Origin of the sequence: Paenibacillus sp. OAS669 (assembly GCF_014873645.1) — a bacterium.
GTDB lineage: Bacteria > Bacillota > Bacilli > Paenibacillales > NBRC-103111 > Paenibacillus_S > Paenibacillus_S vulneris.
Genome location: NZ_JADBDR010000017.1, coordinates 52708 through 77704, shown reverse-complemented (window position 1 = coordinate 77704; position 24997 = coordinate 52708). Strand labels below are relative to the sequence as shown.

The window sequence follows — 24997 nt, the reverse complement described above, 5'->3', positions numbered from 1 at the left end:
GAGGCTTTGTTGGGCTTAGGGAGGAATACAGGGCAAAAAAAACGCATCCGCGGGGGATAGCCCGTCAAAATGCGTTTGGTACATGATCCAAAGAAATCAAATTCCCTGTTTTGTCGGTCAAAACAGACACGACATCAAAACGAATCTGATGGTCTTGATAACGATGGGTGTGCAAATAGATTTGAGCAGTTTCCATCACCTGGGCACATTTTTTATAATCAACTGATTCCAACGGTGTCCCGAACCGCTGTGTGCTGCTCCGTGTACGGACCTCAACGAAAACTAAAATAGCTCCGTCCCATGCTATGACATCCAACTCACCGGTTCGGCAGCGCCAGTTTTGACCGGCAATACGGTAGCCTTGGGCTTGCAAATGCTCCATAGCATACTGCTCGCCCATTGCACCAAGCTGCTTCCGGCTTATTCCCTGCTTATCCATACGAATTCTCCTTGATTTGCTTGGCCCGTTGATCCGAGCGATAAATAAAGCTCAGGATTTCTGCTACTAAATTATACAGCTCGGGAGGTATCTCCTGATCCAAATCCAGCTTGGACAGCACCTCCACCAGCGATGAATCCTCTTGAACAGGGATTCCGTTATCCATGGCCTTCTTCAGTATGGCTTCCGCAATATGTCCTTTCCCTTTAGCAATCAGAACGGGTGCCTTCCCCTGATCCGGGGCGTATTTAAGGGCAACCGCCTTTTTGATCGTGGGCTGAACGGAAGCTTGCTCCGACGGATTCTCTCTTTCCCGACTCATACCTTTACGTCCATTCCCTTGTATTGTTTATTTCCATAGAGGTCAAGTAGTCTGCCTGACAAGGCCCCGTCCTGAGCCTTGGCCGAAGTGGAGGCTTGTTCCTCACTTGATCCTTTTGCCGGGTAAGGGCTGCATTTTAATGAAATAAACTGATACCCGATGCCGGAAAGGCTCGAGGCAATTTCCTCCCTGTATGAATCCAGCAATCCCTGCACAAACGGTTGATCGTTCATAACCTGAAGACTCACAATTCTATCGACTACCTTCACATCGACTAAGGTATCTCCCAGCGCTTTCATACGCAGATCAAAGAGCAATCGGCAATTTTGCGCATCGATTTCTCCGCGTTTTCCCTTGCGTGACTGAATATGAACAGCTGCCGTCTGTTCTCCGTTGGCGTTCAATATAGGAACAAACAAGGTAACATGAGTAAACATGGAGCTGCGGTCTGAGTTTAACATCAGCTGCTGCCCTGTAATCTGCTGTACAGCCTGCTGCACGGATTCTTTCATAGCAGGTGGAATGTCCTGGGACTGGCTCAGCTGCAGCAAAACGCTCTTTAATGAATCGGCCATTTTCTGCTGTTCATGGTTTAATCCTGCGGCCGCCGTACCCTGCTGCGGTAATACGGCGCTCCCTTCCAAACGAAACATCCCCTCGTTGCCCTTCATATCGGGAAGCTTGAAGAGCTGATTCTCATGATCAACACCAAGAGCCTTGATCAGTTTAGGAATCCAATGCTCGGCAGGCTGATTGCCTTTCGGTGCGTCGGGAGTCATGCCTTCTCCTTCAGCCGACCTCCTCATAGCAGCATTCTCTACTGCCTCTTTAGTCTGTGGAGATGCGCCTGAGGGATTACCGGCAGAGTTCGCTGTCTCCGTTGCTTGTAACCGGGGAGCAGCTGTTTCCGTCCTTCCTGATTCATGGGGCAGGGCAGACATTGAATCATTTCGATTAGAAGCGAACATTTGTTCCTTGTTGATAGATGGCCCGGTCGATATATCGTTCGCAGGAACGGGTTGACCGCTCCCTGCGGTCTTTGGCAATGCTTCCGGAGCTTCTTGTGCATTGGACGGAACCGCCGACGCGCTTGTCTGAGACTGCGGCTGCATTGGCTGCTGCAGGGCAGAAGCAGCGGGTTGGGTCTGTGCAGGCGGTGCCGCATTGCTTCCAAGCCTGTTTACTTGCTGCCCTGTCTGCTCCTCGCTATGGTTCAGTCTTGCGCCTTGCACAAGCTCATTTGCAGACTCTGCAGAAGGCTGAATGCCGGGTGCAGCTGAAGGTGCGGACGATGCTAAACCCGACTTGCCATTAGTAGTGATATTAGTCAAGGTAGAAGCAGCTGCTTCTTTCCCTTCAAGGACTTGCCTTTTTACAGAGCCTGAAGGCTGCCCTTCCGAATCCATTGACAAGGGCAACAGCTGGGCGGACATTTCTTTTACCGAGTTCATCACTTGCTTGAAGCCTTCGATGGCCGCTTTCGTTGCAGCAGACAAGTCCGGACGATCGGCGAGCAATTGGGTCAATTGTGTATCAAGCTTTTGAAGCGTTTCATGAAAGGCTGGTCCCGCTACAGCTTGTCTCACAGCTTGGACCGTGTCCGGAGTCAACGGAATACCTTTTTGATGCGCGATGATTGCCGAAGGGAGCCAGTCCTCCTGGGGCATGCCCGCAGGCATGTGTCCTTGCAGTTGCGCGAAGGCTTGTACCGTTTCTTTATTCAATGATACACCAGCCTGATGAAGAGCTTGAATCAGCTGCCGATTGCCGACTGTGTCCGGCAGGCCGACGTTTTTCAGGATTTCGCCAAGGGATCCGTCGGTAATCTGAATAGCCGATGAATCTAGCGGCTTAAGCACGACTTGACCTGATGCCGATTCCGGCTGGACTTGAAGCAAGGTTACCTCGCCTTGTTTTAACGGCGTTTCCAGCTTGGCTCTAACCTGAACCCCGCCAATATTCAGAATAGCCTCCTGGTCGGAGAGCTTTTGCATGACCATACCTTTCACGACTTCTCCCGTTTTCAGCTCGAGCGTCTTAGGTTCGGATGCCTGAGCATCTCCGAGAAAATTTTTGATGAGACCGCTTATGTTCACAGCTCTCCGCCTCCCGGGTCTTAATTACACGCGTTTGTAGATATCAACTATATCGGCATCTGTGGCACGCTTTTGCAGTCTGAATTGCTGCGTATGTACTTCGTTAAAATAGCTCCTGCTGCTGCACCAGAATATTTTTCAAAAAGCTTTTGCGATGCATCGGCGTCGCGCCGTACTCTGTTATTCGCTCCCTGTGCAGCTTGGTTGCATAGCCCTTATGAAGTGCAATGCCATACTCCGGAAACTCTACATCCCAGTGCAGGCACATGCGGTCCCGCGTGACCTTGGCAATAATGGAAGCCGCGGCAATCGACTGGCTTATTGCGTCTCCATGAATGAGAGCCATCTGAGGCAGGGAAAGATCCACCTTCTCCGCATCCACGAGCAAATACTCTGGTCCCGGATTCAGCTGCTCAACCGCTTGCTTCATAGCCAATCTGGCCGCTTGCTTTATATTAATGGCCTCTATGGTTTTAACATCGACAATACCGACTCCGATAGCGATTGCTTCCTTGTGGATCACCTCGTACAGTTCCTCACGCTTCTTATGACTTAATTTCTTCGAATCATTCACTTCCTCCAACACTAAACCGGGAGGCAAAATGACAGCGGCAGCCACAACGTCACCGAACAGGCAGCCTCTGCCTACCTCGTCCACTCCAGCAATATATTGAACGCCCTCATTCCAGAGCGTTTGTTCATGTTCCAACAGCATATGTATAAATTCCCTTCTAGTCTAGTACTCGTATTCTCCATTATACTAGAAACAAGCGGAGACGGATACGCGTAGAGCAAAGAAAAAACAGCCACCCTTCAGCTAGAGTGGCTGTTCTGCTTGATAATCATCCGGAGTTTCCAGGCTGATTCGTCCCAATTTCCCTGCACGCAGCTCCCGCAGGATCGTTAAGGAGGCTTTCTCCAAATCCACGCGTCCGCCGCTCATTAAAGCGCCTCTTTTGCGCCCTATGGCTTCCATAACCTCGACGATGGCATCCGTATCGGACGGATCGTCAGGCAGCTTCTCGATGCCAAAGCGCTCCTGTAGACCTGCTCCATAGTGGGTAACCAGGTAACGAACGGTGTAAAATGCAATATCGACCGTATTCAGAATTTCTTCCTTTATCGCTCCAGTAGCAGCGAGCCGTATCCCGACCTGCTGGTCCTCGAATTTCGGCCACAAAATGCCCGGAGTATCGAGCAGCTCCATCTCGGTTCCTACCTTGATCCACTGCTGACCTTTGGTCACTCCCGGCTTATCACCGGTAGCCGCTATTTTACGTCCTGCCAGGCGATTAATTAACGTTGATTTGCCTACATTCGGAATCCCGACAATCAACGCGCGTATGGCCCTCGGCTTGATGCCCTTACGAAGCTGTGCCTCGATTTTGGCAGACAACAGCTGCTTGGAGCGGGCCATAATTTCTTTCATCTGATTCCCGTTAGCCGCATCGACCGGCAGAGCTTCAAGCCCCTGCTCCGCGAAGTAGGCAACCCAGGACGCCGTTGCTTCCGGATCAGCCAAATCATGTTTATTCAGCAGCACGAGCCGCGGCTTGTTTTGCAAAATTTCATCAATCATCGGATTTCTGCTAGATATTGGAATTCGTGCGTCCAGCAGCTCAATCACAACGTCGATCAGCTTCAGCTTATCCTGAATTTGACGACGCGCCCTTGTCATGTGACCTGGAAACCATTGAATCGTCATACGGTCACCTCAACTTCTTTTCCATAGCTTGTTTTTTAGAAATGCACCAGGCTGATTTTGTCAAACGGCCAGAATATTAAATCCGCGCGTCCAACAATTTGCTCGAACTTGACGGGACCGATATCCCGGCTGTCCGAGCTGTTCGAGCGATTATCCCCCATAACAAAGACCGTTCCTTCCGGAATCACTAGTTCAGAGAAATTTCTTGAATTATAGGGTATCCCTTTTTTCGCAGCGTCATCCAATGCCTTCTGCAAATAAGGCTCGTCTAACACTTTGTTGTTAACATACACCTTATCGCCTTCCACCTTTACAGTCTCGCCAGGCAGCGCGATAACTCTCTTTATGTAATCTTTTTCTTTGGTGGCATGAAATACGACCACCTCGCCTCTCTCAGGCTTACGTATGGAATAAATGATCTTATTGACAATCAAGCGTTCACCGGTATAAAAGTTAGGCTCCATGGACGGGCCTTCTACAATAAACGGGGCAAAAATCAACCAGCGTATAAAAAAGACGAGAGCTGCGGCGATGAGCAGCGCTTTAACCCATTCCCAAACTTCGCTTTTGACTGGATTCGGTTTGTCTACGGTTTGTTCTTGCTCCATAAAGACCTGCCCTTTCTTCCTTTAATTTCGGTCTTCGAAAAAAACGAAAAGGAGCTTGGTAAACAAGCCCCCGTTTGTTTTCGTCTTAACGAATTTCTTGAATTCTTGCCGCTTTACCGCGAAGACCACGCAAGTAGTATAGCTTCGCGCGACGAACTTTACCACGGCGAGCCACCTCAAGCTTATCAATCTTCGGCGAATGTACCGGGAACGTTCTTTCAACGCCAACACCGTAAGAAATTTTTCTAACGGTAAAGGTTTCGCTGATTCCGCCGCCGCGGCGTTTAATTACAACACCTTCAAACAGCTGAATACGTTCGCGGGAACCCTCGATAACTTTCACGTGCACTTTTACAGTGTCACCTGGACGAAAGCTTGGCAAATCTTGGCGCAGTTGTTCCTTAGTAATCTCCTGGATCAGACTCATGGTTGACTCCCTCCTTCCACACAGGTGTTCATTCCGCCTCTGATGTCGAATCTCGTGTTGTTATGCGTAGAGGACCACCGTAATCGGGCAAAATGCCACAACGTTGTATATAATACCATAATTGTGTACCAAACACAACTTGAAATTCTATCAATTCGAATGAAAATAGAATTAGTCGGTTTCCTCTTTCGTTCTCTCCGATTCTTGCTGAATCTCCTTCAACCAGACCTGCTCCTCTTTCGTTAACGGGTACGATTCCAGCAGATCGGGTCTTTTATGCCAAGTACGCCTGATAGACTCGCGTTTGCGCCATTTCTCGATATGGGCATGATGACCGGACAATAAAATGTCGGGAACAGTCCATTCTCGAAACTGGACAGGACGCGTATAATGCGGATATTCGAGCAAGCCGGTACTGAACGAATCTGTTACGGCTGACGTTTCATTGCCGAGAACACCCGGAAGAAGCCTCGCCACGCTATCTATAACAACCATCGCGGGAAGCTCTCCTCCCGTCAGCACATAATCGCCAATCGACAGCTCATCCGTGACCAAATGCTCACGGATCCGTTCATCGTAGCCTTCGTAATGCCCGCATATAAAAATCAGATGGTCTTCCTTAGCCAATTCCTCCGCTTTACGCTGCGTAAACGGCTCGCCTTGCGGGCACATGAGGACGATTCGGGGCTTACCCGCAAGCGGCTCCGTCAGCGCCTCAACGGCCGCGAAAATAGGCTCAGGCTTCAGTACCATACCGCCTCCGCCGCCGTAAGGATAATCGTCTACGGTATTATGCTTATTATTGGAATAATCGCGAAAATTAACTGTATTCAGCTCGACGATGCCTTTCTCCCTGGCCTTGCCTAATATACTGGATGAAAACACGCCGTCAAACATGTCGGGAAATAATGTAAGCACATCAATTCTCATTAGTCCAGCAAGCCTTCCATCAGGGATACCTTAACCCGTTTTTCTTGTACGTCCACTTCAAGAACCACATCGTCAATATAGGGAAGCAGCACCGGTTTGCCGGACTCGCGCTCTACCACCCACACATCGTTAGCTCCCGGAGACAAAATCTCGCTGATGGTGCCGAGCTTCTCCCCCTCGTCGGTATACACCGTGCAGCCAATAATTTCATGGTAATAATATTCATCGTCGGGAAGCTCGCTCAAATATTTCTCTTCCACCTTAAGCAGCCATCCCTTGTATTTCTCGACTTCGTTAATGTTATCGAAGCCTTTAAACTTGACCATGAACATTTTTTTATGCTCGCGTGCCGATTCTACGGTAACAGGTAATCTCGTCTGCTTCTGGGGATCAAAAAAGACCAAGGAACTTCCTTTAGCAAAACGCTCATCCGGAAAATCCGTTTGAGGAACGATTTTCAGCTCTCCCCGGATGCCGTGCGTATTAACGATTTTACCGACCGTAAATAATTTATCGCTCATTTGTACCCTCCAACAGCGTTGAATCAATTCCATTATGTATGCGTAAACTCCCTAACCATAGCTTTACCGCGATAAAGCGGTCCGAAGATTAGAGAGGGTAAATAATCTTAAGATAGGCTTGTTTCAGAAGAAAAGAAAGAGCTAGGATTTCTCCTAACTCTCATGGTGTCCATTATGACACGATTTCAACCGAAACACGCTTACTTTCTTTCACTGCAGCCGAGATAACTACGGTACGAAGCGCCTTGGCAATACGCCCCTGCTTTCCAATAACTTTCCCGACATCATCGGGATGTACGGAAAGCTCGAAGGTAATGCTTCGTTCGTCCTCCACCGTATTTACCTTTACTTCTTCGGGATGATCAACCAACGCCTTGGCGATAACGGTTATTAGATCCTTCATAACACCCTCCGAATCGGCAGATTACTTCTGCAGCTTGGACTCATGGAACTTCTTCAAGATGCCAGCTTGGCTGAACAGACTGCGAACAGTATCAGAAGCTTGAGCACCAGTTTGAAGCCATCTCAGCGCTTTTTCCTCGTCGATATTAACAACGGCTGGTTGAGCAACCGGGTTGTAAGTACCAATCTCTTCGATGAAACGACCGTCACGTGGGGAACGGGAATCCGATACGACCACACGGTAGAAAGGAGCTTTGTGAGCACCCATACGTTTTAGACGAATGCGAGTTGCCATTAGAAAATCACCTCCAACATAGAATAAACTTGACTATATTACATTCCCGCAGGATCAACCGAACGGGAACTTCATTCCTTTGCCCAGCTTGCCCTTCAAGCCCTTCAACGCCTTCGGGCCTTTAGGTCCCATCATGCTGGAGAACTGCTTCATCATTTTGCGCATATCATCAAACTGCTTAATGAACCGGTTCACATCCTGCACGGAGTTTCCGCTTCCCGCAGCCAGACGCTTACGTCTGCTCGGACTGAGCATATCCGGATTCTGCCGTTCTTCCTTGGTCATTGACTTGACGATGGCGGCTATCCGAGCCATTTGCTTGTCATCGACCTTTAGATCCTTCATGCCCTTCATCTTGTTGGCTCCAGGCAGCATATCCAGGATCTGATCCAATGGACCAAGCTTCTTCACCTGTTCCATCTGGTCAAGGAAATCGTCGAACGTAAATTCCGCCGTGCGCATTTTGCGCTCCATTTCCTTGGCCTTCTCGGCATCAATACCGGCTTGGGCCTTCTCGATCAGCGTGAGCATGTCGCCCATGCCCAGTATCCGGGATGCCATCCGGTCCGGATGGAACGGCTCAAGCGCATCCAGCTTCTCGCCGATACCCGCGAATTTGATCGGGCATCCGGTAACGGCTTTGACTGAAATCGCCGCGCCGCCGCGAGTGTCTCCGTCCAGCTTGGTCAGCACAACGCCGGTCAGTTCCAGCTGCTTGTGGAAGCTCTCGGCAACATTGACCGCATCCTGACCTGTCATGGCGTCAACGACCAGCAAAATCTCGTCCGGACTGATCGCCGCTACGATCTGCTTCAGCTCTTCCATAAGGCCTTCATCGATATGCAAACGTCCTGCCGTATCGACAATCAGATAATCATTCCCATTATCCTTGGCATGCTGTAAAGCGTTCTTCGCGATTTCAACGGGACTTACTTGATCTCCCATTGTGAATACAGGCACCTTAAGCTGCTCGCCCAGAACCTGGAGCTGCTTTATGGCAGCCGGTCTGTAAATATCGCCCGCAGCAAGCAACGGCCGGTGATTTTGCTGTACCAGCATCTTGGCAAGCTTTCCTGTTGCCGTCGTCTTACCGGCACCCTGCAGCCCGACCATCAGCACGACGGTCGGCGGCCGGTTCGACCGGGCCAGCTTGCTTTGTGAGCCGCCCATAAGCTCAGTGAGCTCTTTATTCACGATATCGACAACGACCATCGCCGGGGTAAAGCTCTCAAGTACTTCCTGACCGATAGCGCGCTCCTTCACCTTCGCGATGAATTCCTTCACTACCTTAAAGTTCACATCCGCCTCAAGAAGCGCGAGACGAACTTCACGCAGCGCCTCGTTAACATCGTCTTCCGTTAGCTTTCCTTTGCCTCTCAGCCTGCTGAACACATTCTGCAATCGGGTCGCTAATCCTTCGAATGCCATGCGAATTCACCTCTTGAGTGTTACTTATCTATCTTTGATACATAGTCCACATTTGACTGAATCAGGCTGTCCATATATCAGTCGAGACTCACCAAGTGATGCAGCAGCTCTTGCGCCTGAGCCCGTTCATTGCCGGAGAGACCGGACAATAGCGGTTCAAGCTTTTGTGTCAGCTGAACCCGTTCATCGTGCTTGGCTAATAGCTGCAGCTTAATCTCGTAATCCTCCAATACGGACTCTGCTCGTTTTATATGTTCATACACCGCCTGGCGGCTAATCTTGAATTCAGCTGCGATTTCTCCAAGCGAATAATCATCGTGAAAATACAGCTTGCAGAACATTTGCTGCTTCTCAGTCAGCAGCTTCTCGTAGAAGTCAAAAAGCAAATTGATGCGATTGGTCTTCATCAATGCATTTTCTTCTGTCATAGTGCCCCGCCTCCGTTAAGGTAAAACACTTTACAGGAACAACAGAACCTATAATACCCAAAACGGAGAAGGATGTCAAGCTATTTTCCTTGTCACTTAAAATATCTTGGGCGAACTATGGTTTTGCCGTCTCATCCGGCTGAGCTTCCCCCTCCGGAATCCAGCGGCTGAACAAGGCATGGACGAACTGATCCGAGTCAAACGGCTGTAAATCGTCCATTTTCTCGCCAAGGCCTACGAACTTAACGGGAAGATTCAGCTCCTGACGAATGGCCACTACGATACCACCTTTTGCCGTACTATCCAGCTTGGTCAGCACAAGACCGGTCAAGCCTGTCTTTTCGTCAAACAGCTTAGCCTGGCTCAGAGCGTTTTGGCCCGTTGTAGCATCAAGCACCAGCAGCACTTCATGCGGCGCTTCAGGAACTTCACGGCGGATGACACGGTAAATTTTATTAAGCTCTTCCATCAAGTTCACTTTATTCTGAAGACGTCCCGCCGTATCGCATAGCAATACGTCTACGCCCCGGTTTTTGGCTGCATGGAGCGCATCGAACATCACCGCTGCCGGGTCGGAGCCCGCCTGCTGCTTGATAACATCAACGCCGACGCGCTGCCCCCATACCTCCAGCTGCTCAATAGCCCCGGCACGGAACGTGTCTCCTGCAGCCAGAAGCACCTTTTTACCCTGCGACTTCAAATGATGAGCCAGCTTGCCGATGGTTGTCGTCTTTCCTACCCCGTTGACGCCAACGAACAGAATGACGGTTAAGCCCGATTCCGCCATTTTCAGAGAAGCGTTCTCCTCGCCTTTCAGCAGCTGGATAATCATCTCCGTCAAAATAGGCTGAAGCTCGCTTGGATCTTCGATCTTCCGCTTGCGGACCTCTGCACGCAGATCCTCGACCAGCTTCATAACGGTGTTGACGCCCACATCCGCACCGATCAGAATTTCTTCAAGCTCCTCATAGAAGTCCTCGTCGATTTTTTTGCGGCGGCTGAACAAATCTTCGACGCGCTCGACCAGAACGTCGCGTGTTTTGGACAAGCCTTCTTTAAACTTATTCGTAACCGCCTCGGCTTTGGAGGAAATGTTTTCTTTCAATCGTTTAAAAAAACTCATCGGGCGATAGCCCCTTTCTATATACTTTTAGCTTTATTGAACTCGAAATGGCTGCATCATGAACGAATCTAGCTCGCAATGATGGCTTCATCCTCTTCCAACCGGACGGATACTAGCTTGGATACGCCGCCTTCTTCCATCGTGACCCCGTACAGTACATCCGCCTCTTCCATTGTCCCCTTGCGGTGCGTTACCACAATGAACTGCGTTTGTTCGGAAAACTCGCGTAAATATTCCGCAAAACGGGACACATTCGCTTCATCCAGGGCGGCTTCAACCTCGTCAAGCACGCAGAACGGCACCGGCTTCACGCGGATAATCGAGAATAGCAGAGCAATCGCCGTCAACGCTCGTTCTCCCCCCGACAAGAGCTGCAGGTTCTGCAGCTTCTTACCCGGAGGCTGAGCGACAATTTCGATCCCCGTATCAAGCAGATTATCCGGCTCGGATAAAATCAGATCGGCACGTCCTCCGCCGAACAGCTTGGCGAAGACGACGACAAAGTGAGAGCGGATCGCGTCGAACGTCGTTCGGAACCGCTTCGACATCTCTTCGTCCATTTCCCGAATCACCTGATACAGTGTGGTTTTTGCTTCAACCAAATCATTCTTCTGTTCGCTTAAGAACTGGAACCGCTCGTTAACCCTCGCGAATTCCTCCACCGCTCCCAAGTTGACTTCACCTAATACGGCAATGTCGCGTTTCAGCTCACGCACCTGGTTCTGAGCCCCAAGCACATCCTCAGGGACAGGGTACCGCTCCTTGGCCAATTCATAGCTGAGCTCGTAATCATCCGACAGCTTCTTAAGCAGGTTCTCCAGCTCCACGTCAAGACGGTTTACCCGCACCTCGGTCTGGTGCAAATGCTCCTCCGTCTGGCGCAGCTGATTGCGCTCTTCCCTTGTCTTGTTCTCCTCATGCTCAAGCTTTGCCTGCCATTGGGCCCGTTCCGCACGCTTCAGCTCCAGCTGCTCGGTACACTGCTGCTTCTTCAGCTTGAGGCTGTTCAACAGCTCGATCTGCATGATTGTTTCCTGCTCGTGATTGGCCATATCCTGCTCCAATTGCAGAACCAGCCTTCGGTTCAAATCGAGCTCGTTATGTAACTGGGTCAGCTCGGAGTGGCTGCGCCGCTCCTGATCCACCAAGGCCTGCTTCTCCTGTGTCTGGGAAGCGACCTTGACTTTTAACTCGGTAAGCTGCGTCTGAAGCTCCTCTTTCGCAAGCTCACCGGCTTTGCGCGCCAGCTCCGCTTCACGAATGGCTTGCTGCAGAGCAGCCTCCTCCTGCGTTAGACGCTCCAGCGTTTGAATGGCAACCGCTTGACGGTCCTTCAGCTCCTTGCGCTCCGAGTCCAGCGCATCCCCGTCTTCACTGTACAGTGCCAGCTGCTCGGCTACCTGCTTGGCCTCCTGCTCCAGCGGCTGAAGTCCCGCACGAATTTGCTGCTCCTCTATACGAAGCGCCTCTCCTTCTTGGCGAAGCTCCTCGAGCATTGCGGAGTCCGCAGCAATCTCCTTGCGAACCTGATCCGCTTTGACGCGCAGTTGTTGAAGCTGCTCTTGCGAAACGGCAATTTCCTTGTCCATTTCTTCAATCTGCCGCTGGCGGCTCAGCAGGCTGCTCGTTTTCTTCTGCTGACTGCCCCCCGTCATCGATCCTCCCGGGTTCACGACGTCGCCTTCCAGCGTAACCACCCGGTAACGGTATTGGACTTTTGCCGCAATGCGGTTAGCAACTTCCAATTGACTGGCGATGATGACATTGCCGAGCAAGCTGCCGACAATTTGACGATAAGTGTCCTCATATTGAACAAGATCGGCACCGATACCGACAAAGCCCTCCATACCTTCTATCGTTCTTCGTTCGGAATCCGGAATTGAACGTCCGCGGATAACGTCGAGAGGAAGGAAGGTAGCGCGGCCTAACTGCCTGCGCTTCAAGAAAGCAATCGCTTCACGGCCGTTCGCCTCGCTATCGACGACGATATGCTGCAATGCCCCGCCTAGCGCCGTCTCTACCGCCACCTCGACATGGGCCGGAACCTTAACCAGCTCGGCTACAGCGCCTCGGATTCCGCGCAGATCTTGGCGGTCCTTCGCCTTCAGCACTTCTTTAACGCCATGCATGAAGCCGTCATAATCATTTGCCATTTCACGCATCGTATCGCGGCGGGAGATCATGGAGTCGAGCTTTTGTTCCCATTTTCGCACGGTGGATTGTGATTCCTCAGATAACATTTGCTTCGACTTCAAGCTTTGGCTTAGTTCCAGATAACGGTTTCTCGCGTTTTCAATGTTCCCTATAACCGCGGCTAACCGTTCTTCCAGAACCCGCTTACGTTCCGCAATGCTGTCCTGCTGCTCTCTCCATTTCCGGTGCTCGTCCCCGAGCCGATCAAGCCGCTTAGACAGCCCTTCCAGCTGCTGCTCCGCGTAGCGAGCCTCGTTGCGGGCGTTCGCCATTTGATTCAGCGTTTCCAGGAGCTCGCCCTTCAGACGGTCTTCCTCCGCGCTGCTGATGCCGCCTGCTACGCCCAGCAACCGGTCTTCCTCCGCCTTTAGCTTGGCCTGGTACTGCTGCAGCTCGTCCGAAATAACCGCCAGCTTTTCCCTAATGGCCGCTAATTCGGCTTCCTTCTCCGTTGAACGGATTTCTTGCTGCTTTACGTTTTGCGTGAGCTGAGCCTGGTTAGAAGCATAATTTCTTTTACGCTCCTTGAGTACCTCGCCCTGTCCCTCGCATTTTTCAAAATCCTCGCTTATCTGCAGAAGCTGCGCCTGAAGCGCCTCGATTTCTTCCTCAAGCCTCCTGGTTTCCCAGCGATGCTTTTCCAGATGCGCGTCATGCTGACCGACGATCGCGGATAGCTCCAGCTGCTCCTGCTTCAGCTTGTCCAGCTTTTTATTCGTCTCGGTCCACGAGTTGTAGATTTGCTCGATTTGATACACGTACATAGCAATCTCGTTCTTCTTTAGCTGCTCTCTCAGCTCTCTGTAGCGCACAGCCTTCTCGGATTGGATCCGCAGCGGCTCGATCTGATCCTCCAGCTCAACTACCAGGTCATTAATCCGGAGCAAGTTTTGCTCCGTTTCCTGGAGCTTCTTTTCCGTTTCACGCTTTCTTGATTTATATTTTACGATCCCGGAGGCTTCTTCAAAGATACCGCGGCGATCTTCCGATTTCGTGCTTAAAATTTCTTCAATTCGTCCTTGTCCGATGATAGAGTAAGCTTCCTTACCGATCCCTGTATCCATAAACAGCTCGGTAATGTCCTTCAGACGGCAAGCCTGCTTATTAATTAGATACTCGCTGTCCCCGTTCCGGTGTACGCGCCGGGTTACGGTCACTTCATTAAAATCCAGCGATAGCGATTGATCTGAATTATCCAGGGTGAGCGATACTTCACCGTAGTTAACCGCCTTACGAGCGTCACTTCCGGCAAAAATAATATCCTCCATCTTCCCTCCGCGCAAGCTGCGGGCGCTTTGCTCTCCAAGCACCCAACGAATGCCGTCGGAAATGTTACTTTTCCCACTGCCGTTTGGACCGACTACAGCCGTAATACCTTGTACGAATTCAAGCTCGGTCCGATCGGCAAACGATTTAAAACCGGACAGCTCAATACGCTTTAAAAACATTGTCTCACCTCAACGCTATTGTACCACACATTCCTTATTCATAGAATAAACTCCCACGGTCAACCTCAACACTCCAAGCATGATGTTCTGCATAGCTGGCAGGGATTTATCTTTGCTTTGAATGACGCTTTCGTCTTCTCACATCTTCTGAAAAAAAAGAAATGCAGCGACGGCAACCCTTAAGCTGCCATCCCTGCACCCTCTTGCTCTGTTTGCGCTATTGAATATGGACTTTCAACGCTTCCAATGCTTGAGCAGCCGCATGCTGTTCAGCCTCTTTCTTCGAACGGCCGGACCCTTGCCCCAAAAGCGTTTCGCTCACATGAACCTGGGCAACAAACTCTCTTTCATGAGCAGGCCCGCGTTCGTCGACGATCCGGTACTCCAGTACCCCCATGTTATGCTGCTGGGTATATTCCTGCAGATGGGTTTTGAAGTCAACGGTCAGCAGTTTGCCTTGGTGAGGCAAATTCGGGAACACATGCTGCTTAAGAAAGCTTGTCACCACTTGAAGTCCCTGGTCCAAATATAATGCGCCGATAAACGATTCGAACACGTCAGCCAGCAATGCCGGTCTGGTTCTGCCGCCGGTCAGCTCCTCGCCCTTGCCTAGAAGCACATAGGAACCGAACTCCAGCTCTTCGGCAAATCCGACTAATGAAGGCTCGCATACGATTGAAGCTCTTAACTTGGTTAATTCCCCTTCGGAACGTTCCGGGTACGTATCGAACAAATACTCGGAAACCGTTAGTTCCAGGACTGCATCGCCCAAAAATTCCAACCGCTCATTATCCTTGTAATTGCCGACTCTATGTTCGTTTACATAGGAAGAGTGGGTAAACGCCTGTCTTAATAGCTCGGGTTTGCGAAACGTAATATTTAACGCAGCCTGAAGCTGCTTCAGGTTTCGATGCATGCCTTCACCACCTAATCGGACATTCCCGTTCGTTAGATTAATTACGGTCTCGCGGCGGAGTGCTTATTGCTCGAACTTTTTCATAATAATGGTGGCATTATGGCCGCCAAAACCGAACGAGTTCGACATTGCTACCTTCACGTTCGCTTGACGCGCTTGATTTGGCACATAATCCAGATCACATTCAGGATCCTGATTGTCCAAATTAATAGTTGGAGGGATAAACCCATGCTTCAGGGTTAATCCGCAAATCAACGCTTCCACACCGCCGGCAGCTCCTAATAGATGACCTGTCATGGATTTGGTTGAGCTGACTGCGACTTTATATGCATGCTCTCCCAGCGCCTTCTTGATGGCCGTCGTCTCCGAGCGGTCCCCAACCGGCGTAGAGGTCCCATGCGCATTAATATAATCAATATCCTCCGGTGTAATACCCGCATCCTTGATCGCTTTGGCCATACAGCGCGCAGCACCGTCCGGATCCGGATCGGTCATATGATAAGCGTCGCCGCTCATGCCGTACCCGATAACCTCACCGTAAATTTTAGCGCCGCGCTTTTGCGCATGCTCGAGCGACTCCAGAATCAGAATTCCGGAACCTTCGCCCATAACGAAACCGTCCCGGTCCGTATCAAACGGTCTGCTCGCTTTTTGAGGCTCATCGTTACGAGTCGACATAGCGCGCAGCGCACAGAAACCGGCCACTCCCGTCGGACTGATCGTCGCTTCAGCGCCACCGCAAATCATGACATCGGCATCGCCGCGCTGTATCATTTTGAACGAATCGCCGATGGAGTGAGTCCCTGTTGCGCACGCGGTTACAGCAGTGCTGTTAGGTCCTTTGGCTCCTGTGATCATCGAGATTTGGCCAGACGCCATATTCGCGATCATCATGGGAATAAAGAACGGACTTACTCTCTTCGGTCCTTTTTCCAGCAATATTTTATGCTGCTCTTCCCAGGTGGACAAACCGCCGATACCGGAGCCTACATAGACGCCTACACGCTCCGGATCCGTGTCCTCCTTGATGTTAAGTCCCGCATCCTGCAGTGCAGACAAAGACGACGCCACTGCAAATTGTACGAAACGGTCCATGCGACGGGCTTCCTTTTTATCGAAATACTGCTCAGGATTAAAGTCTTTGATCTCAGCAGCAATGCGCGTTGGATATTCGCTCACATCGAACAATTCAATCATACCTACTCCGGATTTACCTGCCATCAGGTTCCCCCAGAATGTTTCAAGATCATGTCCCAAGGAGGTCATGACGCCCATACCTGTTATGACAACTCGTTGCTTCACTTTAATCCACCTCTATCTAAAATAACTAATGTTATGAATTTACCCAATTTAATGTAGCTGCTAGATTCGCCGTACATGTATGGCAATACTGAATGGAGATAAGTCCCGTCTAAAAAGCAAAACGGGACTTATACCAATTAAGTATGAGATTTTATGTACTCAACTACTTGACCTACTGTAGTTATCTTCTCTGCATCTTCATCAGAGATTTCCATATCAAACTCATCTTCCAGTTCCATGACAAGCTCTACAACATCTAGAGAATCAGCGCCTAAATCATCTTTAAAAGATGCTTCGAGGGACACTTCTGCCTCATCAACACCAAGACGATCGATGACGATACGTTTCACGCGATCTAAAACATCGGACATCCGGTTCACCTCCTCCTTGGTATTATACTTAACTTATGGACAAATTGCCAGAGCAAGCGCTATTTCCGCAGAAAAAAACAATATTTGCGAATTTTCGCACAATGGCTCGGTAACAATTTTCACCCTTACATATACATGCCGCCGTCCACATGAATCGTTTGGCCGGTCATGTAAGAAGCATCGTCGGATGCAAGAAAGCGCACTGCCTTCGCTATATCATCCGGCTGGCCGAGACGCGCCAGTGGAATTTGCTTCAGCATCTGCGAACGGGTATCCTCGGATAATTTATCCGTCATATCCGTTTCAATAAAGCCCGGAGCCACGGCATTGACTGTAATCCCCCGTGACGACAGCTCCTTGGCGGTTGCCTTGGTCATACCGATAACGCCAGCTTTCGCTGCAACATAATTGGCTTGTCCCGGATTACCGAGCGCTCCAACAACGGAGGAGATGTTTATAATGCGGCCATAACGCTGCTTCATCATCGGACGTGTTGCCGCCTTGACACAGTTGAACACACCCTTCAGATTTGTGGCGATAACCTCGTCGAACTCCTCTTCCTTCATGCGCATAATCAAATTATCTCTCGTGATGCCTGCATTATTCACTAAGATGTCCAGTTTCCCAAAGGTTTCAAGCACCTGTTTGAACATATCGTCCACTTCCTGAGAGGAAGCTACATTCGCCTTCACTTTTATCGCTTTGCGGCCCATACCTTCAATAAGGCTGACCACCTCTGCAGCTGCAGCTTCACTGCCGGCATAATTTACGGCAACATCTGCTCCCGCTTCTGCAAGCGTAAGAGCAATAGCGCGGCCAATGCCTCGCGAAGCGCCTGTAACCAACGCGACTTTACCCGCTAACATCGTACCCCTCCTATCCTAATTCTTCCGTTAATCTTGAAAGGCCTGATTAATTGGCAACATCCAATTGAAACTGATCCAATGCTTCTTTGCTGTTGATCGAATAGATTTTGACCGATTTGTCGATCTTTTTGATCAACCCGGCCAAGACCGTTCCCGAACCGATCTCGACAAACGTATCCACGCCTTGTTCAATCAGCCAGGCAACGCTGTCTTCCCATAATACGGAAGAATGCACCTGCTCTACGAGCAGTTCGCGGATGGATTCAGGCTCTTGCACGGGACGCGCGGTTACATTGGCTACCACGGGCACCGACGCTGTTTGCATAGGAAACGCAGACAGCACATCCGACAACCGCTCGGAGGCGGGTTTCATCAGGGAAGAATGGAACGGGCCGCTTACTTCCAATGGAATGACTCGCTTGGCGCCGATCTCCTTTCCACGCTCCACGATAGCTTGTACACCTTCTTTGCTACCGGAAATCACGATTTGACCGGGGCAGTTCAGATTGGCAAGCTCCACTACTCCAGCTTCTTTTGACACTTCTGAGCAGAGCTTCTGAAGCGCTTCCCTCTCTCCTCCGAGAACGGCTGCCATTGCGCCTTGACCGCTCGGAACGGCCTGATCCATGAATTCTCCGCGCGCACGGACGGTCCGCACAGCATCTTCAAAGCTCAGTACCCCGGCAGCTACCAAAGCGCTGTATTCTCCCAAGCTGTGTCCAGCCAAATAATCAGGCCGAAGTCCTTTCGATTTGAAGAGCTCCAGGTATGCCACACTCGTCGTAAGAAGTGCAGGCTGGGTATGATAAGTGATTTTCAACTCCGAATCCGGACCATCGAAAATAAGCGAAGACAGAGAATAGCCGAGTGCCTGGTCCGCACGGTCAAAAATCTCTTTGGCCGCCGGATAGGACTCATAAATGTCCCGCCCCATCCCTACGGCCTGGGCGCCTTGACCCGGAAATACAAATGCTACTTTCCCCAACGTAATATCTCCTTTCGTATCGGTTGCCCGGAGAGCACCAACCCTCTCCAGGCGAACGATTCATCTCATTACCAAACGATTACGGACGCGCCCCAAGTCAGGCCGCCGCCAAATCCGACCAATACGATACAATCGCCCTCTTTAACCTTACCCTCTTCTACCGCTTCCGCCAAAGCGATCGGGATGGAGGCTGCAGAGACATTGCCGTATTTATCCAAGTTTATCATACATTTGTCTTCGCTCAAATCCAAGCGGTTCAGCGCAGACTGAATGATGCGGATATTCGCTTGATGAGGGACGAGCAGATCGATATCCTGCTTCTCCATCCCTGCTTTACGAAGAGCTTCTTCCGCGGCGCTGCCCATGATCCGGACGGCGAATTTGAAAACCTCGCTGCCCGCCATATAAATGAAGTGCTGCTTGGTTTCGATCGATTGAGGCGATACCGGGCAGCGCGAGCCTCCGCCGCTAATGCGCAGCAGCTCTCCGCCGGAACCATCGGCGCCTAGTTCAAACGATTTAAACCCGCGGCCCTCCGGAACTGCGCCCAACACAACGGCACCCGCTCCGTCACCAAATAATATACATGTGTTGCGATCGGTATAATCCGTAATTTTGGATAAGCATTCAGCGCCCACAACCAAGGCGTATTTATAAGTCCCCAAAGCAATAAAATTGGATGCATTGGCCAATCCGTAAATAAACCCGGAGCACGCAGCGGACAAATCGAAAGCGGCAGCCTTCTTAGCGCCCAGCTTATCCTGCAGAATGCATGCCGTAGACGGGAATGACATATCAGGAGTAATTGTTGCGACAATGATCAGGTCCAGCTGCTCTGGACTGATTCCTGCCGCATCCAATGCCTTCAGAGAAGCCTCGTAAGCCAGATCCGAGGAGGCCTGTTCGGCACTGACCAGTCTGCGTTCCCGAATGCCTGTGCGGGTAACGATCCATTCATCATTCGTTTCAACCATTTGTTCCAAATCATGATTCGTCAGTACCCGTTCAGGTACGTACTTTCCTGTACCGATAATGCCCACCGGTATTGAGCTCATAGGTCACATCTCACTTCCATTACTAATTTCCCTAGAAATACTTTGCACCAGATCATTCTGGATAGCAATACGAGCCTGCCGAACGGCATTTTTGATAGCCATGGCATTGGAAGATCCGTGGCTTTTCAGCACAAGTCCGTCAATCCCCAAAAGCGGCGCTGCGCCATGCTCGGCATAGTCGAATGAGCTTCGGAATTTCATTAGCCCTGGCTTCAGAACAGCGGCGGCCAGCTTCGTCATAAAGTTTCTTCTCAACTCCGTTTTGAGCGCGGAGAAGATAGTCGAAGCCGCCCCTTCCAAAGACTTCAGCATAATATTGCCGGCGAAGCCGTCGCAAACCAATACGTCACACGGGCCGTTCAGGACATCCCTGGACTCTACATTGCCCAGGAAATGAATAGGAGCCTGCTCCAGCAGTCCATAGGCTGCCTTGGTCACTTCATTTCCTTTCATGGCTTCGGTGCCGACATTAAGCAGTCCGACCCGTGGCTTTGCGATCCCTTCAACCTTTTTCCGGTAAATGCTGCCCATGATGGCATACTGCGTTAATTCCTCGGCACTCGAGTCCATATTGGCGCCCAGGTCCAATGCCAGGATTCCTTTGCCGTCGAGCGTTGGAATCATCGGTGCCAATGCAGGTCTGCTTATCCCCTTCATACGGCCGACAACAAGAATCCCCATTGTCATCAATGCGCCGGTATTCCCCGCGGAGATCATGGCATCGGCTTCTCTTTCACGAACCATCCGGCCTGCTACGACCATGGAAGCATCCTTTTTACGCCTAACTGCTTTTACCGGTTCATCGTCCGCTTCAATCTTCTCACCTGCATGGCGAACCTCAAGATTGGCAGGCTTTGCGTCACCTAGTATGGCTTCAATCCTGTTTGTGTCTCCAACCAATGTGATGGTTGTGTCGCTCCATTCCCGTGCCGCTTCTATAGCTCCGGCTACTACAACATCGGGGGCATGGTCTCCACCCATTGCATCAATCGCAATCCGCATCAGGCTCTCCTCCCTCCGATCGATCTCTTGTTGAGTGGTATATGATGAAATTTCCTTGGAAAACAACTTCTTCCCCGATGTAAGTGAACACTTCCACTTTGGCTTTGCCTTTGGAGATAGAACGTACGTATGCTTTGGCGATGCACTTTTCCCCCAGCTTAACCGAGCGGACAAATCGAATATCCGCCGATGCGGTTAACGCAATCTGGTCGTTAATCAAGGCTACGGCGAGCGAATTCGCCTGTGAAAAAATATGATGCCCGCGCGCAATCTTAGTTCTGGAGAAAACATGCTCCTCCTTGATCTCAAAGATAGAAATCCCGCTCTTGTCCAATTGCAGATCAATAACATCCCCAATCACTTCATGAAGAGGCAATGAGCGTACCTGATCGTACGATTGCTCGGCCATCAGTTTGATCCGTTCACGAAGCTCGGGAATTCCGAGCTCCAGCCGGTCCAACCGAATGGTCTGAATACTGACCTGGAATAGCTTCATCAATTCTTCATCTGTAATAAAAGGGTTTTCCTCAATGGCTCCTGCCAGCTGCTGCTGTCGTTGTCGTTTAGGAAGGCGTTCGATGTCCGACACCACCTTTACCTTAGTATACATCCATGATCATTTATATATCTTGAACAGGAATGGTTAAATCATCCCTGCATATGTTCCTGGCTCTGGACTTCACGGCGATATGCCGAGCTAGTCTTATGTAGGTATTGAGCGACCCTGTTCCGAATAAAAGCATGCAAAGGAAACGCCATCTTCTCATGTCGGAATCCGGGTACCTCGAGCTGGATATCACTATATCTTATGACCAAGTAATAAGAGATAGTATAATGGATTGTAATCGAAAAGGGAAGCACAAAAATAGCACCTCACCCTAAAAGATGAAGTGCTACCGTTTTGCTGATATCATCCATTATTGCTTGATGATCTCTCTTTTTTTGTAAGATCCACACACCTTGCAAACGCGGTGAGCCAATTTCAATTCACCACAGTTGTCACACTTTACCATGCCTGGAACTACTAATTTAAAGTGAGTACGGCGCTTATCGCGACGTGTCTTGGATGTTCTCCTTTGAGGTACTGCCATATTCCCACCTCCTTCAACGAATTCAAGCCTGCTATTGCTTAAAGAAATCTGCCAGTCCGGCCAGCCTCGGATCCGTCGTGTCCTGCTTGCAGCCGCAAGCCCGCTCGTTTCGGTTCCCACCGCATACAGGGCATAATCCTTGGCACCCTTCCTCGCACAGCGGTACGTACGGCAAAGCTACCAGTACATTTTCAATCAAATAGGGCATCAACTCTATCTTCTCATCCGTAACGAAGATAATGTCTTCTTCCTCGTCGTCCGGTTCCGATACATCTGCAGCGAGAGCAAACGTTTCATGAAAAGGAATTTCCAGCCTTTGCTTTACCGGCTCCAGGCAGCGGGAGCAGGGCTGCTCCACATCTATTTCCAGAACACCGGTGACCTCAGCCGCCTCGCCGTTATGACGAGCCTGCAGATTTACCTGCAGCGGACCGAAGCTGAGCAAATCAGTGCGATTCTTCAAAACATCGGACAAATCGATGGTCTCATCAATAAGTACCGTTTCTGCTTTCTTCGCCAATTCTTTTAATCGAATGAACATGAGTATCACCCCAAACAAACAAAGATTATTATAGCTATAATCCTTCTATTTTGTCAACATTTTCAGATCATGCTATAGTGAAAACATATGAAAACATTACCAAAGTGTGTACAAGGAGTGTACGATGAAAACGGTCGGACTAGTTGTTGAATACAACCCCCTGCATAATGGTCATCATTATCATTTCCAACAATCCAAAATCGTATCTGGCGCCGATGCGGTGGTCGCCGTTATGAGCGGTCATTTCCTGCAGCGGGGTGAACCTGCCATGATTGACAAATGGTCGCGTACGGAAATGGCCCTTCGTATGGGCGTTGATCTGGTTCTGGAGCTCCCTGTCGCTTATTCTACACAGCCTGCGGAATGGTTCGCGTATGGCGCTGTCTCCGCGCTGGATGCTACGGGCGTCGTGGACAGTCTCTGCTTCGGGAGCGAGAGCGGCGACATTCAGTGGCTGTATGACGTCGCAGAAGCAGCGTATCATGAGTCGGAGGAGTTTCATGGGCTCCTGCAGCAGGAGCTCAAAGCCGGTATCCCGTATCCGGCCGCCTACGGCAAAGCCATCGCCCGTTATGTACCGGGAACGAACGAAGAAGAGCTGGCCAAGCCTAACAATACGTTAGGCCTGCACTACCTTATTGCCCTTAAAAGATTGGGCAGCCGGATTGAACCATTAACCATCAAGCGCCAAAAAGCAGGCTATCACCAGCTTGACATTACTGACCGTCAAATAGCCAGCGCTACGGCACTGAGACATCTGCTTTTCGAGAAGAAGATGCTTGAGGAGATCGCCCCTTATGTGCCTGTAAGCACTATGGAGGTGCTTCGCCGCGAATGGAACAAAGGACGTACGCCCATCGGGTGGGAACATTTTGCCAGGCCTTTGCTGCTGCAGCTCATGAACCACAGTGCCTTCGAGCTAGCCGGATATCATGAAGTGGCCGAGGGGCTGGAGCACCGCATCAAGCAGTCGCTTCCTTCCCTGTCCACGGATTCCAGCCAAATCGTTGAGGATTTGATCAACCTGCTCAAAACCAAGCGCTACACTCGAACCAAGCTGCAGCGCACCCTGCTGCGCATACTCCTTAATCATACAAAGCCTAAGCTGACAGCAGATCTATTAAGGCGCGGAGTCCCGTATCTTCGAGTTCTCGGCTTTAGCGCGCGGGGGCGGGAGCTGTTGAAGCGTATGAAAAAAACGGCGAAGGTTCCCGTTGTTACGAAAGTAACCTCACTGGCGGATCCTTCACCGCTGCTGGATTTAGATATTCAAGCTACGTCCGTCTATGCCCTTGCCTATCCTGCGGCTGCAGAGCGCGAGCTCTTCAGGGATTATTACGAGCCCCCGGTCCGTGTTTAGCTGGCTTTTGCGGCTTGCGGCGGAAGATTGTTCATATAATCCAATGCTTCCTGCAAAGTGCCTACAGGAACGACCTTCATGGAAGTATGAATTTCCTCCGCCCGTTTGGCCGCATCTGAATAATTGTTAATGCGCTGTTTACCATCCGGAGTTACATAATCTTTCGGTGCAAAGAAAATTTCCGCCCCGGCCTTATCGGCCGCGATAATCTTATGCTGAATCCCGCCGATTACCCCTACGGTTCCTTTCTCATCGATCGTTCCCGTTCCGGCAACCTTATAGCCTTTTGTGATATCCTCGGTGGTTAATTTGTTGATGATTTCCATGGTGAACATCAGCCCTGCCGACGGTCCGCCGATATCCCCCGCTTTAATGGTCACCTGCTTCGACTCATCGTTCGCCTTGACGCTCTGCACATTGGCAGGCACAACACCAAGCCCTACCCTGCGAACATCCGGGCTGGCCCCCTCATCAGGCGGCAGTAAAGCCAGCTGTATGGATTGCGTCTTTTGCACCTTTTTCCGCTTGTAGGTGATGGAGACGGAGTCTCCTTCTTTTTTGCTTTTCAAAATGGTCTGCAGCTCTTCTTTAGTCTGAATCGGCGTATCGTCGACTTTGACGATGTAATCCCCCGGCTGAAGCACCTCATGTGCCGGAAAATCCTTAAAGACCTGCACGATCACAACGCCATCCGTACTGATCCGGTAAGGGATGCCCAAATGGTGATAGGCAGCCTGTATAGCGCTTGACTGCGAGGAGAGCATATTGACCTCCTGCCTCTGTGAATATTCTTCCTCGGATTCGTTCTTTTGCAGCAGCTCTGTTTTCAAATGCAGCTCCTCGAACGGCCTGATGAAAGTCAGTAAATAGCTGAATACGGTAGCGTCGCTCACCCTGACGGTGGTCAGCATGAACGCGCCTTGCTCCTCGTCGTTATTTTGATTCACATGAACCATAGGGCGAATAACCTCTGCCGTACCAGCTGAAAAAATGAATAACGGAAGCGGCATAAAATATACGCCGTATACGAGTACAATGGCTATAAATACGGAAACGACGATTCTAGAAGCGCGTTTCAAATGTTTGGTGTCCTCCATCCTTCTCCCCCTAAAGCCCGTATGACTGGCGCCTTCTATCGCAGGC

The 24997-nt window shown here is 50.5% G+C and carries 27 protein-coding genes; 1 reads left to right on the top strand and 26 read right to left on the bottom strand.

The window, feature by feature from the left end; translation table 11 throughout:
* Positions 1–64: 64 nt before the first annotated feature.
* The 25 genes from GGC63_RS28505 to GGC63_RS28385 form a co-directional block, all read right to left on the bottom strand.
* Positions 65–439 carry a YraN family protein gene (locus GGC63_RS28505; RefSeq protein ID WP_079910284.1) on the bottom strand — a complete coding sequence of 125 codons (375 nt, stop codon included), beginning with the start codon at positions 437–439 and terminating at the stop codon, positions 65–67.
* Entirely contained in the window at positions 432–761 is a 330-nt protein-coding gene (locus GGC63_RS28500; RefSeq protein WP_079910285.1) for an EscU/YscU/HrcU family type III secretion system export apparatus switch protein, read from the bottom strand. Before GGC63_RS28500 ends, GGC63_RS28505 begins: the two co-directional genes overlap by 8 nt.
* Positions 758–2857 (bottom strand): hypothetical protein, encoded by a 2100-nt coding sequence (locus GGC63_RS28495; RefSeq protein WP_192705183.1) that lies wholly within the window; start codon positions 2855–2857, stop codon positions 758–760. Before GGC63_RS28495 ends, GGC63_RS28500 begins: the two co-directional genes overlap by 4 nt.
* Before the next feature lie 103 nt (positions 2858–2960).
* A complete protein-coding gene (locus GGC63_RS28490) occupies positions 2961–3569 on the bottom strand; it encodes a ribonuclease HII (RefSeq protein ID WP_192705256.1) in 609 nt (202 codons plus the stop codon).
* A 105-nt stretch (positions 3570–3674) separates the two neighbouring features.
* Positions 3675–4562, bottom strand: a complete 888-nt coding sequence (gene ylqF / locus GGC63_RS28485) for a ribosome biogenesis GTPase YlqF (RefSeq protein ID WP_192705182.1) — start codon at positions 4560–4562, stop codon at positions 3675–3677.
* A gap of 35 nt (positions 4563–4597) precedes the next feature.
* A complete protein-coding gene (gene lepB / locus GGC63_RS28480; RefSeq protein WP_192705181.1) occupies positions 4598–5170 on the bottom strand; it encodes a signal peptidase I in 573 nt (190 codons plus the stop codon).
* 85 nt (positions 5171–5255) lie between these two features.
* Positions 5256–5597 (bottom strand): 50S ribosomal protein L19, encoded by a 342-nt coding sequence (gene rplS / locus GGC63_RS28475; protein ID WP_028550401.1) that lies wholly within the window; start codon positions 5595–5597, stop codon positions 5256–5258.
* A gap of 171 nt (positions 5598–5768) precedes the next feature.
* Complete coding sequence (gene trmD / locus GGC63_RS28470; protein ID WP_192705180.1) at positions 5769–6527, bottom strand: tRNA (guanosine(37)-N1)-methyltransferase TrmD; 759 nt, start codon at positions 6525–6527, stop codon at positions 5769–5771.
* Entirely contained in the window at positions 6527–7048 is a 522-nt protein-coding gene (rimM, locus tag GGC63_RS28465; protein ID WP_079910290.1) for a ribosome maturation factor RimM, read from the bottom strand. Before rimM ends, trmD begins: the two co-directional genes overlap by 1 nt.
* Positions 7049–7220: 172 nt before the next feature.
* Positions 7221–7451: a KH domain-containing protein gene (locus tag GGC63_RS28460; protein ID WP_192705179.1), complete on the bottom strand. Its 231-nt coding sequence runs from the start codon at positions 7449–7451 to the stop codon at positions 7221–7223.
* Between the two features lie 21 nt (positions 7452–7472).
* Entirely contained in the window at positions 7473–7745 is a 273-nt protein-coding gene (rpsP, locus tag GGC63_RS28455; protein WP_079910292.1) for a 30S ribosomal protein S16, read from the bottom strand.
* A gap of 54 nt (positions 7746–7799) precedes the next feature.
* Positions 7800–9173: a signal recognition particle protein gene (gene ffh / locus GGC63_RS28450; RefSeq protein WP_079910293.1), complete on the bottom strand. Its 1374-nt coding sequence runs from the start codon at positions 9171–9173 to the stop codon at positions 7800–7802.
* A 77-nt stretch (positions 9174–9250) separates the two neighbouring features.
* Positions 9251–9601, bottom strand: coding sequence for a putative DNA-binding protein (locus GGC63_RS28445; protein WP_079910294.1), 351 nt, complete (start codon positions 9599–9601; stop codon positions 9251–9253).
* Positions 9602–9716: 115 nt separating this feature from the next.
* The gene (gene ftsY, locus GGC63_RS28440) at positions 9717–10724 is read right to left on the bottom strand and encodes a signal recognition particle-docking protein FtsY (protein ID WP_192705178.1); all 1008 of its coding nucleotides are present in this window, start codon (positions 10722–10724) and stop codon (positions 9717–9719) included.
* Between the two features lie 68 nt (positions 10725–10792).
* A complete protein-coding gene (gene smc, locus GGC63_RS28435) occupies positions 10793–14365 on the bottom strand; it encodes a chromosome segregation protein SMC (protein ID WP_192705177.1) in 3573 nt (1190 codons plus the stop codon).
* A 217-nt stretch (positions 14366–14582) separates the two neighbouring features.
* Positions 14583–15281, bottom strand: a complete 699-nt coding sequence (gene rnc / locus GGC63_RS28430) for a ribonuclease III (protein ID WP_192705176.1) — start codon at positions 15279–15281, stop codon at positions 14583–14585.
* 63 nt (positions 15282–15344) lie between these two features.
* Positions 15345–16583, bottom strand: a complete 1239-nt coding sequence (gene fabF / locus GGC63_RS28425) for a beta-ketoacyl-ACP synthase II (RefSeq protein WP_192705175.1) — start codon at positions 16581–16583, stop codon at positions 15345–15347.
* A gap of 137 nt (positions 16584–16720) precedes the next feature.
* The gene (gene acpP / locus GGC63_RS28420) at positions 16721–16954 is read right to left on the bottom strand and encodes an acyl carrier protein (protein ID WP_079910299.1); all 234 of its coding nucleotides are present in this window, start codon (positions 16952–16954) and stop codon (positions 16721–16723) included.
* A 125-nt stretch (positions 16955–17079) separates the two neighbouring features.
* Positions 17080–17820: a 3-oxoacyl-[acyl-carrier-protein] reductase gene (fabG, locus tag GGC63_RS28415; RefSeq protein WP_192705174.1), complete on the bottom strand. Its 741-nt coding sequence runs from the start codon at positions 17818–17820 to the stop codon at positions 17080–17082.
* 46 nt (positions 17821–17866) lie between these two features.
* A complete protein-coding gene (gene fabD / locus GGC63_RS28410; RefSeq protein ID WP_192705173.1) occupies positions 17867–18805 on the bottom strand; it encodes an ACP S-malonyltransferase in 939 nt (312 codons plus the stop codon).
* Positions 18806–18873: 68 nt separating this feature from the next.
* Positions 18874–19860 (bottom strand): beta-ketoacyl-ACP synthase III, encoded by a 987-nt coding sequence (locus tag GGC63_RS28405; RefSeq protein WP_079910302.1) that lies wholly within the window; start codon positions 19858–19860, stop codon positions 18874–18876.
* Positions 19861–19863: 3 nt separating this feature from the next.
* Positions 19864–20862, bottom strand: coding sequence for a phosphate acyltransferase PlsX (gene plsX, locus GGC63_RS28400; RefSeq protein ID WP_192705172.1), 999 nt, complete (start codon positions 20860–20862; stop codon positions 19864–19866).
* Complete coding sequence (gene fapR / locus GGC63_RS28395) at positions 20846–21472, bottom strand: transcription factor FapR (RefSeq protein ID WP_079910304.1); 627 nt, start codon at positions 21470–21472, stop codon at positions 20846–20848. The genes plsX and fapR overlap by 17 nt, the downstream gene beginning before the upstream one ends.
* Positions 21473–21779: 307 nt before the next feature.
* Positions 21780–21953 carry a 50S ribosomal protein L32 gene (gene rpmF / locus GGC63_RS28390; RefSeq protein ID WP_028550384.1) on the bottom strand — a complete coding sequence of 58 codons (174 nt, stop codon included), beginning with the start codon at positions 21951–21953 and terminating at the stop codon, positions 21780–21782.
* A 31-nt stretch (positions 21954–21984) separates the two neighbouring features.
* A complete protein-coding gene (locus GGC63_RS28385) occupies positions 21985–22494 on the bottom strand; it encodes a YceD family protein (RefSeq protein WP_079910305.1) in 510 nt (169 codons plus the stop codon).
* Between the two features lie 124 nt (positions 22495–22618).
* On the opposite strand from GGC63_RS28385, the gene GGC63_RS28380 reads away from it, so the two are divergent.
* Positions 22619–23854, top strand: coding sequence for a nucleotidyltransferase (locus GGC63_RS28380; protein WP_192705171.1), 1236 nt, complete (start codon positions 22619–22621; stop codon positions 23852–23854).
* Here the strand turns inward: GGC63_RS28380 and GGC63_RS28375 are convergent.
* Positions 23851–24951 carry a SepM family pheromone-processing serine protease gene (locus GGC63_RS28375; protein ID WP_192705170.1) on the bottom strand — a complete coding sequence of 367 codons (1101 nt, stop codon included), beginning with the start codon at positions 24949–24951 and terminating at the stop codon, positions 23851–23853. The genes GGC63_RS28380 and GGC63_RS28375 overlap by 4 nt on opposite strands.
* Between the last annotated feature and the right edge of the window lie 46 nt (positions 24952–24997).

What these genes read in the sequence shown, in the direction of transcription:
- trmD (WP_192705180.1), bottom strand. Translation starts at nt 6,527, where the DNA reads ATGAGAATTGATGTGCTTACATTATTTCCCGACATGTTTGACGGCGTG.
- plsX (WP_192705172.1), bottom strand. Translation starts at nt 20,862, where the DNA reads ATGCGGATTGCGATTGATGCAATGGGTGGAGACCATGCCCCCGATGTT.
- GGC63_RS28375 (WP_192705170.1), bottom strand. Translation starts at nt 24,951, where the DNA reads ATGGAGGACACCAAACATTTGAAACGCGCTTCTAGAATCGTCGTTTCC.
- GGC63_RS28405 (WP_079910302.1), bottom strand. Translation starts at nt 19,860, where the DNA reads ATGAGCTCAATACCGGTGGGCATTATCGGTACAGGAAAGTACGTACCT.
- rpsP (WP_079910292.1), bottom strand. Translation starts at nt 7,745, where the DNA reads ATGGCAACTCGCATTCGTCTAAAACGTATGGGTGCTCACAAAGCTCCT.
- GGC63_RS28385 (WP_079910305.1), bottom strand. Translation starts at nt 22,494, where the DNA reads ATGTTCATTCGATTAAAAGAATTGGCGAAGAAAGCAGAAACGGTACTT.
- GGC63_RS28460 (WP_192705179.1), bottom strand. Translation starts at nt 7,451, where the DNA reads ATGAAGGATCTAATAACCGTTATCGCCAAGGCGTTGGTTGATCATCCC.
- GGC63_RS28500 (WP_079910285.1), bottom strand. Translation starts at nt 761, where the DNA reads ATGAGTCGGGAAAGAGAGAATCCGTCGGAGCAAGCTTCCGTTCAGCCC.
- smc (WP_192705177.1), bottom strand. Translation starts at nt 14,365, where the DNA reads ATGTTTTTAAAGCGTATTGAGCTGTCCGGTTTTAAATCGTTTGCCGAT.
- lepB (WP_192705181.1), bottom strand. Translation starts at nt 5,170, where the DNA reads ATGGAGCAAGAACAAACCGTAGACAAACCGAATCCAGTCAAAAGCGAA.
- GGC63_RS28380 (WP_192705171.1), top strand. Translation starts at nt 22,619, where the DNA reads ATGAAAACGGTCGGACTAGTTGTTGAATACAACCCCCTGCATAATGGT.
- rnc (WP_192705176.1), bottom strand. Translation starts at nt 15,281, where the DNA reads ATGCATCGAAACCTGAAGCAGCTTCAGGCTGCGTTAAATATTACGTTT.
- fabG (WP_192705174.1), bottom strand. Translation starts at nt 17,820, where the DNA reads ATGTTAGCGGGTAAAGTCGCGTTGGTTACAGGCGCTTCGCGAGGCATT.
- rimM (WP_079910290.1), bottom strand. Translation starts at nt 7,048, where the DNA reads ATGAGCGATAAATTATTTACGGTCGGTAAAATCGTTAATACGCACGGC.
- fapR (WP_079910304.1), bottom strand. Translation starts at nt 21,472, where the DNA reads ATGTATACTAAGGTAAAGGTGGTGTCGGACATCGAACGCCTTCCTAAA.
- rplS (WP_028550401.1), bottom strand. Translation starts at nt 5,597, where the DNA reads ATGAGTCTGATCCAGGAGATTACTAAGGAACAACTGCGCCAAGATTTG.
- ylqF (WP_192705182.1), bottom strand. Translation starts at nt 4,562, where the DNA reads ATGACGATTCAATGGTTTCCAGGTCACATGACAAGGGCGCGTCGTCAA.
- GGC63_RS28445 (WP_079910294.1), bottom strand. Translation starts at nt 9,601, where the DNA reads ATGACAGAAGAAAATGCATTGATGAAGACCAATCGCATCAATTTGCTT.
- ffh (WP_079910293.1), bottom strand. Translation starts at nt 9,173, where the DNA reads ATGGCATTCGAAGGATTAGCGACCCGATTGCAGAATGTGTTCAGCAGG.
- acpP (WP_079910299.1), bottom strand. Translation starts at nt 16,954, where the DNA reads ATGTCCGATGTTTTAGATCGCGTGAAACGTATCGTCATCGATCGTCTT.
- GGC63_RS28505 (WP_079910284.1), bottom strand. Translation starts at nt 439, where the DNA reads ATGGATAAGCAGGGAATAAGCCGGAAGCAGCTTGGTGCAATGGGCGAG.
- rpmF (WP_028550384.1), bottom strand. Translation starts at nt 21,953, where the DNA reads ATGGCAGTACCTCAAAGGAGAACATCCAAGACACGTCGCGATAAGCGC.
- ftsY (WP_192705178.1), bottom strand. Translation starts at nt 10,724, where the DNA reads ATGAGTTTTTTTAAACGATTGAAAGAAAACATTTCCTCCAAAGCCGAG.